Genomic DNA, 10260 nt, shown 5'->3' on the forward strand with positions numbered 1-10260 from the left:
GAAGAGACCGAGTATAGGTATTCGAATATCAAAAATGATCCGGTGGCTCACTGATGTTCGCTATTGCCTTTGATCTTGTGGTTGCAGAAACCGAGAAACATCACCCGAAAGGTGTACCGCAGGCTTATATCGAGATTGGCTCGACCTTGTCCAAACTTGGTTTTAACCGGGTACAGGGAAGCCTCTATGTAACTGAAGACGAAAACATGGCCAATCTGTTTCGTGCCATTACCGCTTTAAAATCGTTACCTTGGTTCCCAGCTTCCGTGAGAGACATTAGAGCTTTCAGAGTTGAGCAGTGGTCTGATTTCACTGAAATGATCAAGGAAGGCTGACATAAAGATCAGCTATGCAAGGGTATCAAGTATGCTGCTCGTAGGCTATTTAGAGACCCTTAATATGCGATTTTTTTCCTTTCTATGGCGTGCCCCCATCAAGTTATCCATCAAAACTGCATGAAATAGAAATATCCGAACTATGCTTGGAATAAAAGAAAACGGCTGGTTCTAATCTCATTAAGTTTTGATAGACTTGCCCCACGCAGAACCAGGTGAGAAACCTGTTTATACGGTCACACCATCGGGAAGGACACACACAATGAAGTTGATCATCATCAGTGGACGTTCAGGCTCCGGCAAAAGTTCCGCCCTTCACGCCCTTGAAGATGAAGGGTTTTACTGCGTAGACAACCTCCCTGCCAGCATGTTGAATGACCTGCCGACCAACCTCAAAAGCAGCCTGGGGGAACTGACCCGTATGGCGGTCAGTCTTGATGTCCGTAATGTACCGGGCGCCATGGAACGCTTTCCGACGTTGCTTGATAAATTAAAAAAACAGGGCATTAAGTGTCAGGTCATCTTCCTGGACGCAGACAGCAACACATTGATGAAGCGCTACAGCTCAACGCGCCGCCGCCACCCTCTCAGCAACGATGAGGTATCCCTCACAGAAGCCATCAACCTGGAACAGAAGCTGCTGGCTCCTCTGGCGGAAGAAGCCGATGTCAGGCTGGACACTTCCCCCCTGTCTGTCCATGAAATCAGAGAACAGATAAGACAACGAGTCTGCGGCGCCACCAGCAAAAGCATGACCCTGATGATCCAGTCTTTTGGCTTCAAGCACGGCATGCCGGTTGATGCCGACTACGTCTTTGACGTTCGCTGCCTGCCTAATCCTTTCTGGGTTGAAGCCTTAAGACCCTACACCGGTCAGGATCAACCGGTTAAAGATTTCCTGGCATCAGAGCCCATGGTCAATGAGATGTTTGAAGATCTCAGTACATTCGTGGAAAAATGGTTACCCAGGTTCGAATCCGGGCAACGCAGTTATATGACCATTGCGATCGGTTGTACCGGGGGGCAGCACCGTTCCGTATTTATCAGCGAAAAACTGGGCGATTGGCTCAAAGAACGTTTTGACTGTGTTCAGGTCAGGCATCGGGAGCTTTCTCAACAATGATCCAGAAAAAAATCACCATCATTAATAAGCTCGGTCTACACGCACGGGCAGCATCCAAATTTGTTTCCACAACGTCGGCTTTTGCCAGCCAGGTGAAGGTGGGCTTTAATGGCCGTGAAGTGGATGGCAAAAGTATTATGGCGGTTATGATGCTGGCTGCTGGAAAAGGCTCTGTCCTTGATTTAACGTTTGAAGGTCATGATGAAAATGAGGCCTGTGCGGCTTTGTGCCATCTGATCAATGATTTTTTTGAAGAAGGTGAATAGTCACTTTTCGTCATTCAATCTCTGTTTATACAGCCGGGCAAGCACCTATGGTACAACAGCTACAACTGAGTATCGGAGACAGAGCATTTCAGGAACTCAACGAAGCCCTGGAGCACGGCGTTTCTCCTGAACTCAGACGTATGCTGAACGGCCTTCCGGCTTCGGATGCAGCTCACCTGCTGGAATCCTCTCCTCCCAAGCTCCGCAGCCTGCTCTGGCGCCTGATCGATCGCGAGATGGAAGGCGATGTCATGCAGGAGCTGAGTGACGAAGTACGACAGTTTTTCCTGGACAGGATGAATGTGGCAGAACTGAAAGCCATTACTGCCGGCCAGGACGTTGATGACATCGCTGACCTCCTCCAGCAGCTGCCCGACACCATCACCCGAAAAGTACTGGATTCCATGGACAGCCAGGATCGGCAACGGGTGGAAGCGGTGCTCTCTTATCCGGAAGATACCGCCGGTGGACTGATGAATACCGATGTCATCACCATCCGCCCCAGCAGCACACTCGATGTTGTCCTTCGCTACCTCAGACGCCATCAGGATATTCCGGAAATGACAGACAGTCTGTTTGTCGTCAACCGCAGAGATGAATACATTGGCGCACTACCGTTATCAGTACTCCTGACCACTGCCCCTTCAGCCACGGTGTTTGAAGTGATGCAAACCGACCTGCAACCCATCCCCGCCGATACGGAAGACAGTCAGGTCGCCCAATTGTTTGAACGGCAGGACCTGGTATCAGCACCGGTGGTTTCTGAGCAGGGGCAGCTGCTGGGCCGTATTACGATTGATGACGTAGTGGATGTTATCCGGGAAGAAGCTGAACACTCCATGATGAGCATGGCAGGCCTGGACGACGATGAAGACACCTTTGCCCCGGCACTGAAAACAGCCCGTCGGCGCGCTATCTGGCTGGGCATCAACCTGATAACCGCCTTTATTGCCGCCTCTGTCATTGGTATGTTTCAGGCCACCATCGACAAGGTCGTTGCCCTGGCGGTGCTGATGCCGATTGTTGCGGGAATGGGCGGCAATGCCGGCGGTCAGGCTCTGACGCTGGTAATTCGAGGCATGGCCCTGGGCCAGATCAGTCGAACCAACCTTCGATGGCTTCTCAGTCGTGAATTAATGGCCGGATTTCTTAATGGGATACTTTGGGCTGCGCTGGTTTCCCTGATCGCTTATTTATGGTTTCACGACCCGATTATTTCACTGGTTATTGCCTGCGCCATGATTATCAATATCAGCACTGCCGTTATCGTCGGTGCCAGCCTGCCCGTTATCCTCAAATCCATGAAAATTGACCCTGCACTGGCGGGCACTATCATACTGACTACGGCGTCTGATGTGATTGGTTTTCTTTCCTTTCTGGGGCTGGCTACCTTGTTTTATGGTTGACTCAGCCTGTTGGACAACAGGCTGAGCCATTATCACTCACCCGCCAGAGTCATCTCACTGATCAGGATTGAACCGGTCTGAATACTCCCTCTGCGGTCATAATCATTCCCTGCAGCCGCCATGTTCATAAACATATCTTTCAGGTTTCCAGCGATGGTTACTTCCGATACCGGATATTGTATTTCGCCATTTTCAACCCAGTAGCCTCCTGCACCTCTTGAGTAATCGCCGGTGACAGTATTCACCCCCTGACCCATCAGCTCCGTCACCAGCAAGCCCGTTCCCATCTGTTTCAATAACGCTTCCCTGTCGCCCGCATTACTATCGAGAAACAGGTTATTAACACCTCCGGCGTTAGCAGTACTTTCCATACCGAGTTTACGGGCAGAATAAGTACTCAGAAGATAGCTGACCAGAACCCCGTCTGAGATAAAATCCTTGGCCCGGGTCGCCAAACCATCATTATCAAAGCTGGCTGAACCCAGTGCTTTTTTCAGGTGCGGCTGCTCATGGATGCGCACCCAGTCAGGAAATATTGGCTTACCCAGATGATCCAGCAGGAATGAGGCCCGTCGATAAAGGCTGCCGCCACTGATGCTTTCCAGCAGATGAGATACCAGACCTGAAGCCACTTCTGCCGCAAACAGAACAGGGACCTGACCCGTTGGTACTTTTCTGGCACCAAGACGGGCTATCGTTCTTTCTGCCGCCTTGCGACCCACATCCGTTGCAGACTCCAGATCATTGCCATCACGGGCGACGGTGTACCAATAATCTCTCTGCATTTCACCAGCTTTTTCACCAATCAGAACACAGCTCAGGCTATGACGGCTGGAAATATAACTGCCTATAAAGCCGTGACTGTTTCCATAGACACGACAGCCCTGGTGGGTACCAACATTGGCACCGTCAGAATTCTTGATTTTACTGCTGAACGTTCTGCCAGCTTCTTCACACTTCAAAGCCAGCTCTATGGCTGCCTCGGCATCAATGCCCCAGGGATGATAAAGATCCAACTCTGGCAGCTCTGTCGCCATTAACTCAGCATCAGCAAGACCGGCACAGGGATCTTCCGAGGCATATCCAGCTATATCGCAGGCCGCCTTCACCGTCTCTCTGATGGCTTCAGGTGTGCTGTCTGAAGTACTGGCTGATCCTTTTTTCTTGCCCTGATAAACGGTGATACCAAAACCCTGATCACGGTTAAACTCCACCGTTTCAACATCCCCCATCCTGACCCCCACCGAAAGACCTGCGTCCAGACTGACACCGACTTCACAGGCATCTGCCCCCTGACGTCGGGCTTCATCCAGAATATCGCTGACCAGCGTCTTCAGACGATCCTCTTCAGAACGGGGATCCAGTACAGCATTGGTTTTATCACCCATGAACTTCCTGCCTTCCAGAATTATACGTGTAAGCCCTATTGTGCCGTGCCCAGCTGCAAATGCCCATAGTGAACGAGAAACAAACCACGCTCATGGCTCCTTATGCGCTCATGGCTGAATGCCTGTAACTGGAGTAAAATGCCGACACCTCTTTGCATAGACCTGAATCATGTCAGACCAAGAACCCTTCGAATTTGAAGACGACGCTGAAGAAATCATTTACGTCAGCAAATCCGAGCTCAAACGCGATATGGACGAGCTCAAAGCCATCGGTGCCCGTTTGATGGATATGAAGCCCGGCGTGCTGGACAAACTGCCTTTGAATGAACGCCTGAGAGAAGCGCTGGATGAGAGCAAGCGCATTAAAAGCCATAATGCCCGCAAACGGCATTTGGGCTTCATTGGCAAATTAATGCGAGACCAGGAGCTGGAACCTATCCAGAAGTATCTGGAAAGCCTGGATTCCACCAGTGAGGAATACAATCGTCGCTTTCATCAATTGGAGCGCTGGCGTGACCGCCTGATCAATGAGGGGCATGAGGTACTCACTGAATACCTCGAGAAATACCCTGAAGCCGATCATCAACACATACGACAACTGGTGCGTAACGCTCAAAAGGAAGCCAAACAGGAAAAGCCACCCGCCGCTTCCAGAAAGCTGTTCAAATACTTGCGGGAAGTAGACGAAGGACACTGATCTTACGTTGCAGCAGAGTGCCCGCTGGCACTCTGTTGAAATCCTGTTAACCAATTAAAGAAGGGTTATCCGTAAAAACGCCATCAACTCCCCAGCCTCTTAATCGATCAGCCATATCCTTTTCGTTAACGGTATAGCAATACAACTCATATCCTGCCGTTTTGATTTCCTGCGCTTTTTTCTCTTTCAGTTTTTTGCCGTTCAAATGAATCGTTTTGGCATCAACCTGTTTGGCTTTATGCTTCCAGTTTCGAGGCAGCGATTCGAAAAGACAGCCGATCCTGCTGTCGGCTTTTGCCCGATACAAAACCAGAGCCTTATGATTAAAACTTGAGACCAGCAGCTGATCCTCAGGAAAATCAGCGGCCTCCAGGGCTGCCACCACTTCCTCAACCAGAAGCTTTAAATCACAACGGTTTGGCTTTAACTCAAGATTCAGGCCCAAATTCAGCTTTTTGATTAAAGTCAGTGCTTCAATCAGTGTGGGTACCTTTTCACCGGCGAACGCCTCTGAGAACCAGCTTCCGGCATCCAGGACAGCGACCTGATCCAGATTCTTTCTCTTTAAATGCCCACTTGCTGAAGTGGTTCTGCTCATTGTTGAATCATGGAACATTACCGCTGAACCATCTCCCAGCAGAGTTACATCCAGCTCTATCCATTTCAGTCCCAAATCGGCCGCCTTCTGAATGCCAGCCAAGGTATTTTCCGGAGCCAGGGCGGCTGCACCCCGATGCCCGATTACTGAGTCCATAAACATCTGCTTACCCCTTCAAAGCCCGCTGATTTACTCGTCTGCTATTATGCTTACTTTTGCGGCATAAAGCCGCAGGCAGCATAGAAAATTGTTATCAGGAGTATTAACGATGGGCGATGCGCTACTCAGTATTGATGTCGGTACAGCCAGTTTGCGGTCTGCTCTGGTTAGCACAAAGGGAAAGGTACTGGCAAAAAACATCCAGCAACTAAAGCTATGGCAGAGCCCCGGCATAATGGAACAGTCTTCTGATGACGTCTATGGCTGCCTCATTGTCTCTGTCAGGCAACTGATTGAGCAATATCACCATCCAGTCACTATAAAAGCTATTGGCATTGACGCTACTGCCTCTCAGGTTTTGCTCAATCAGAATCTGGAACCCCTTCACCTGCCAGATAATCCAGAAGCCAATATCCTTGGCTGGATGGATCATCGTGCACAACCTCAATCAGAAATCATTAACAAACAGTTCGAGACAAGCTCTGGCCAAAATGCCCCCGGTCAACAAATTCCTGAGATGTGTCTTTCCAAAATGCTTTGGCTCAAGCAGGAGCAGCCTGAATTGTGGTCACAATGCGGGCTGATTCTTGATCTTTATGACTTCCTGACCTGGAAACTCACAGGAGTCACTACCCGATCCCTTTTCTCCAAAGTGACCTGTGAACCGCAGGAAGTACTCGAGGTTCTAGGTATTGATAAACCCGAATTGAGACGGGGAGAATTACTTTTACCCGCCTCCCCCATTCCCGGAGGTTTGAGCGCCTCTTCAGCAGAAACAACAGGGCTGCCAGCAGGCACACCGGTTGCTGCTGGAGTTGTTGATGGTACAGGTGGCAGTCTTGCTGTCCTGGGCCCCATTCAGTCGGACAAGGAATATAGCTGTTTGGAAAACAAACTCAGCATGGTAGTAGGCACCTCAACGATTTATGTCGCCAGCAGCCGTTCGGCAAGAACTATTAAAGGAGCCTGGGGACCCATGCCTTCGGCACTTGAAGGTTTTTACCACAACATCGTAGGGCAATCAGCAGCAGGAGCCTTAATTGACCACCTGATAACCAGCCACCCTTCCTATACTGACGCTTTGAATGAATCGAAACGAAACCATAAGACCATTTACTCATACCTTAACAAGGTTCTGAAAAACATGGCTGGAGAGTCTCAGCCGATCCCCCTGCTAACATACGACATTCATCTTTTACCTTATTTTGCCGGTAACCGCTGCCCCAGGATGGACATGAGCCTGAAAGGGATGATGACTGGGCTGACCCTCGATCAAAGCATTGAAAACCTTGCCTTGTGGTACCTGGCCTGTATTCAGGCCATCGCACTGGGCGCCAGGCACAATATCGAACGGCTTACTGAAAATGGCTACTGCTTCAATGAACTCCGCCCCTGTGGTGGATTAGCCAAAAACCCACTGTTTGTTCAGGAACACGTCAACATCACCGGTATACCAGCCAAAATGCCTGAAGAACCCGACTGTATGTTGCTATCAGGTGCTCTGGTAGCCGCTGTCGCCTGTGGTACTTACACGTCCATAAAAGATGCTATGGGGGTGATGAGCCAGCAAAGGGAAACCCTGCACCCTGAAACATCCCTTGCAGGCTACTACGACAAAAAATACCGGATTTATCTTGAGCTGTATGAAGATCAGCAGAAGTATCAGAAGATCATGAGTCATGAATCATGAATGCAGAAATAAAAAAGGTCCGGCATAATAGCCAGACCTTTTTTAAAAGTGGGGTGGACGATGGGGTTCGAACCCACGACCACCGGAATCACAATCCGGGGCTCTACCAACTGAGCTACGCCCACCACATTTATTTATTCAATGCCTGACAGTGACCTACTCTCACATGGGGAAGCCCCACACTACCATCGGCGATGCATCGTTTCACTTCCGAGTTCGGGATGGGATCGGGTGGTTCCAATACTCTGTGGCTATCAGGCAAAACTGGTTTGCTTCAAGATTTTATTAATCATTTCGAAGCAAAACGCTGAAGTACTTTCAACGTTTCAAAATAAGCGCCTGGCGATGACCTACTCTCACATGGGGAAACCCCACACTACCATCGGCGATGCGTCGTTTCACTACCGAGTTCGGGATGGGATCGGGTGGTTCCAACGCTCTATGGTCACCAGGCAAAACTGGTCGAGCCGTTGGCTCTTGAGCTGGAAGCTTTAAGCTGGAGGCTTGAAGCTGTTTCTCGAAAGCTAAGGCTCTGGAATCCAAATCTTTTTTTAAGCTGCGCTGTCTATTCTTGCTCAACACTCTCGTTCACTGTGTACGGCTTCAAGCTTCCAGCTTCAAGCTTTCAGCTGCTAGATCGCTTTGGCGTTATATGGTCAAGCCTCTCGAGTCATTAGTACGGGTTAGCTCAACGCCTCACAACGCTTACACACCCCGCCTATCAACGTCGTAGTCTTCAACGTCTCTTATGGGCCTTAAGGCCAGGGAAGTCTCATCTTGAAGGGGGCTTCCCGCTTAGATGCTTTCAGCGGTTATCCCGTCCGAACTTAGCTACCGGGCAATGCGTCTGGCGACACAACCCGAACACCAGTGGTTCGTCCACTCCGGTCCTCTCGTACTAGGAGCAGCTCTCCTCAAACTTCCAACGTCCACGGCAGATAGGGACCGAACTGTCTCACGACGTTCTAAACCCAGCTCGCGTACCACTTTAAATGGCGAACAGCCATACCCTTGGGACCGGCTTCAGCCCCAGGATGTGATGAGCCGACATCGAGGTGCCAAACACCGCCGTCGATGTGAACTCTTGGGCGGTATCAGCCTGTTATCCCCGGAGTACCTTTTATCCGTTGAGCGATGGCCCTTCCATTCAGAACCACCGGATCACTATGACCTACTTTCGTACCTGCTCGAGATGTACCTCTCGCAGTCAAGCTGGCTTGTACCATTACACTAACCGCACGATGTCCGACCGTGCTTAGCCAACCTTCGTGCTCCTCCGTTACTCTTTGGGAGGAGACCGCCCCAGTCAAACTACCCACCACACAATGTCCCCGATCCTGGTAAAGGACCTGGGTTAGAACCTCAATATTGCCAGGGTGGTATTTCAAGGTTGGCTCCATGCAGACTGGCGTCCACACTTCAAAGCCTCCCACCTATCCTACACAAGCAACATCAAGATCCACTGTGAAGCTGTAGTAAAGGTTCACGGGGTCTTTCCGTCTAGCCGCGGATACACTGCATCTTAACAGCGATTTCAATTTCACTGAGTCCTGGGTGGAGACAGCGTGGCCATCGTTACGCCATTCGTGCAGGTCGGAACTTACCCGACAAGGAATTTCGCTACCTTAGGACCGTTATAGTTACGGCCGCCGTTTACTCGGGCTTCGATCAAGAGCTTCTCCGAAGATAACCCCATCAATTAACCTTCGAGCACCGGGCAGGCGTCACACCGTATACGTCCACTTACGTGTTAGCACAGTGCTGTGTTTTTAATAAACAGTCGCAGCCACCTGGTATCTTCGACCACCGCCAGCTCGGGGAGCAAGTCCCTTCACCAGCAGCGGCGCACCTTCTCCCGAAGTTACGGTGCCATTTTGCCTAGTTCCTTCACCCAGGTTCTCTCAAGCGCCTTGGTATTCTCTACCTGACCACCTGTGTCGGTTTCGGGTACGGTCCCTTTTGACCTGATGCTTAGAAGGTTTTCCTGGAAGCCTGGCATCAACCACTTCCCCACCTTGGTGGGTTCGTCATCAGTTCTCGGCTTTGTGGACCCGGATTTTCCTGAGTCCACAGCCTACGACCTTAAACCCGGATAACCATCACCGGGCTGGCCTAGCCTTCTCCGTCACTCCATCGCAGTCAAAAGGGGTACAGGAATATTAACCTGTTTCCCATCGATTACGTCTTTCGACCTCACCTTAGGGGCCGACTCACCCTGCGCCGATTAGCGTTGCGCAGGAACCCTTGGTCTTCCGGCGAGGGAGCCTCTCACTCCCTTTATCGTTACTCATGTCAGCATTCGCACTTCTGATACCTCCAGCCCACCTCCCGGTTGACCTTCTACGGCTTACAGAACGCTCCTCTACCGGTTGCAGTGGTCAGTTTTCAGTGGTCGGTCATCAGTCTTCTCATACTGACAACTGACCACTGAAAACTGACCACTGAACCCCGTAGCTTCGGTGAATAGTTTGAGCCCCGTTACATCTTCCGCGCGAGCCGACTCGACCAGTGAGCTATTACGCTTTCTTTAAAGGGTGGCTGCTTCTAAGCCAACCTCCTGGCTGTCTGGGCCTTCTCACATCGTTTCCCACTTAACTA

The 10260-nt window shown here is 50.6% G+C and carries 9 protein-coding genes, 1 tRNA gene and 3 rRNA genes (1 of these 13 running past the window's edge); 6 read left to right on the forward strand and 7 right to left on the reverse strand.

The annotated features are described in order from the left end of the window. The first annotated feature begins 53 nt into the window (after positions 1 to 53). The 4 genes from K7B67_RS15765 to mgtE all read left to right on the forward strand — a co-directional run bounded on the left by K7B67_RS15765 (position 54) and on the right by mgtE (position 3130). Positions 54 to 335: a virulence factor gene (locus tag K7B67_RS15765; RefSeq protein WP_155160602.1), complete on the forward strand. Its 282-nt coding sequence runs from the start codon at positions 54 to 56 to the stop codon at positions 333 to 335. A gap of 262 nt (positions 336 to 597) precedes the next feature. Next, positions 598 to 1458, forward strand: a complete 861-nt coding sequence (gene rapZ / locus K7B67_RS15770; RefSeq protein WP_252176844.1) for an RNase adapter RapZ — start codon at positions 598 to 600, stop codon at positions 1456 to 1458. Continuing rightward, positions 1455 to 1724 (forward strand): HPr family phosphocarrier protein, encoded by a 270-nt coding sequence (locus tag K7B67_RS15775; protein WP_252176845.1) that lies wholly within the window; start codon positions 1455 to 1457, stop codon positions 1722 to 1724. Before rapZ ends, K7B67_RS15775 begins: the two co-directional genes overlap by 4 nt. Before the next feature lie 47 nt (positions 1725 to 1771). Beyond that, on the forward strand, positions 1772 to 3130 hold the full coding sequence (gene mgtE / locus K7B67_RS15780; protein ID WP_252176846.1) for a magnesium transporter: 1359 nt from the start codon (positions 1772 to 1774) through the stop codon (positions 3128 to 3130). 32 nt (positions 3131 to 3162) lie between these two features. Here mgtE and pmbA read toward each other — a convergent pair whose 3' ends face one another. Further along, positions 3163 to 4518 (reverse strand): metalloprotease PmbA, encoded by a 1356-nt coding sequence (pmbA, locus tag K7B67_RS15785; RefSeq protein ID WP_252176847.1) that lies wholly within the window; start codon positions 4516 to 4518, stop codon positions 3163 to 3165. A 35-nt stretch (positions 4519 to 4553) separates the two neighbouring features. Beyond that, complete coding sequence (locus K7B67_RS23895) at positions 4554 to 4676, reverse strand: hypothetical protein (protein ID WP_256484483.1); 123 nt, start codon at positions 4674 to 4676, stop codon at positions 4554 to 4556. Positions 4677 to 4687: 11 nt separating this feature from the next. Here K7B67_RS23895 and yjgA point away from each other — a divergent pair, with 11 nt between their 5' ends. Further along, positions 4688 to 5215 (forward strand): ribosome biogenesis factor YjgA, encoded by a 528-nt coding sequence (yjgA, locus tag K7B67_RS15790; protein WP_252176848.1) that lies wholly within the window; start codon positions 4688 to 4690, stop codon positions 5213 to 5215. A 46-nt stretch (positions 5216 to 5261) separates the two neighbouring features. Here the strand turns inward: yjgA and K7B67_RS15795 are convergent, their stop codons facing one another. Next, a complete protein-coding gene (locus tag K7B67_RS15795) occupies positions 5262 to 5969 on the reverse strand; it encodes a glycerophosphoryl diester phosphodiesterase (RefSeq protein ID WP_252176849.1) in 708 nt (235 codons plus the stop codon). Between the two features lie 112 nt (positions 5970 to 6081). Here K7B67_RS15795 and K7B67_RS15800 point away from each other — a divergent pair, with 112 nt between their 5' ends. Further along, positions 6082 to 7662, forward strand: a complete 1581-nt coding sequence (locus K7B67_RS15800; protein WP_252176850.1) for an FGGY-family carbohydrate kinase — start codon at positions 6082 to 6084, stop codon at positions 7660 to 7662. A gap of 49 nt (positions 7663 to 7711) precedes the next feature. Here K7B67_RS15800 and K7B67_RS15805 read toward each other — a convergent pair. The 4 genes from K7B67_RS15805 to K7B67_RS15820 form a co-directional block, all read right to left on the reverse strand. After that, positions 7712 to 7787: transfer RNA gene (locus tag K7B67_RS15805), tRNA-His, on the reverse strand. Between the two features lie 18 nt (positions 7788 to 7805). Next, positions 7806 to 7921 (reverse strand): 5S ribosomal RNA (gene rrf / locus K7B67_RS15810). 78 nt (positions 7922 to 7999) lie between these two features. Further along, positions 8000 to 8115, reverse strand: a 5S ribosomal RNA gene (gene rrf, locus K7B67_RS15815). A 199-nt stretch (positions 8116 to 8314) separates the two neighbouring features. Further along, positions 8315 to 10260 (reverse strand): 23S ribosomal RNA (locus K7B67_RS15820) (it continues 1004 nt past the right edge of the window).

The sequence above is a fragment of the Endozoicomonas sp. 4G genome, from assembly GCF_023822025.1.
In the GTDB taxonomy this organism is placed as follows: Bacteria; Pseudomonadota; Gammaproteobacteria; order Pseudomonadales; family Endozoicomonadaceae; genus Endozoicomonas_A.

Bases quoted from the DNA above. Each gene is read 5' to 3' on its own strand.
- yjgA (WP_252176848.1), top strand. From the start codon at position 4,688: ATGTCAGACCAAGAACCCTTCGAATTTGAAGACGACGCTGAAGAAATC.
- K7B67_RS15775 (WP_252176845.1), top strand. From the start codon at position 1,455: ATGATCCAGAAAAAAATCACCATCATTAATAAGCTCGGTCTACACGCA.
- K7B67_RS23895 (WP_256484483.1), bottom strand. From the start codon at position 4,676: ATGCAAAGAGGTGTCGGCATTTTACTCCAGTTACAGGCATTCAGCCAT.
- K7B67_RS15795 (WP_252176849.1), bottom strand. From the start codon at position 5,969: ATGGACTCAGTAATCGGGCATCGGGGTGCAGCCGCCCTGGCTCCGGAA.
- rapZ (WP_252176844.1), top strand. From the start codon at position 598: ATGAAGTTGATCATCATCAGTGGACGTTCAGGCTCCGGCAAAAGTTCC.
- pmbA (WP_252176847.1), bottom strand. From the start codon at position 4,518: ATGGGTGATAAAACCAATGCTGTACTGGATCCCCGTTCTGAAGAGGAT.
- K7B67_RS15800 (WP_252176850.1), top strand. From the start codon at position 6,082: ATGGGCGATGCGCTACTCAGTATTGATGTCGGTACAGCCAGTTTGCGG.
- mgtE (WP_252176846.1), top strand. From the start codon at position 1,772: ATGGTACAACAGCTACAACTGAGTATCGGAGACAGAGCATTTCAGGAA.
- K7B67_RS15765 (WP_155160602.1), top strand. From the start codon at position 54: ATGTTCGCTATTGCCTTTGATCTTGTGGTTGCAGAAACCGAGAAACAT.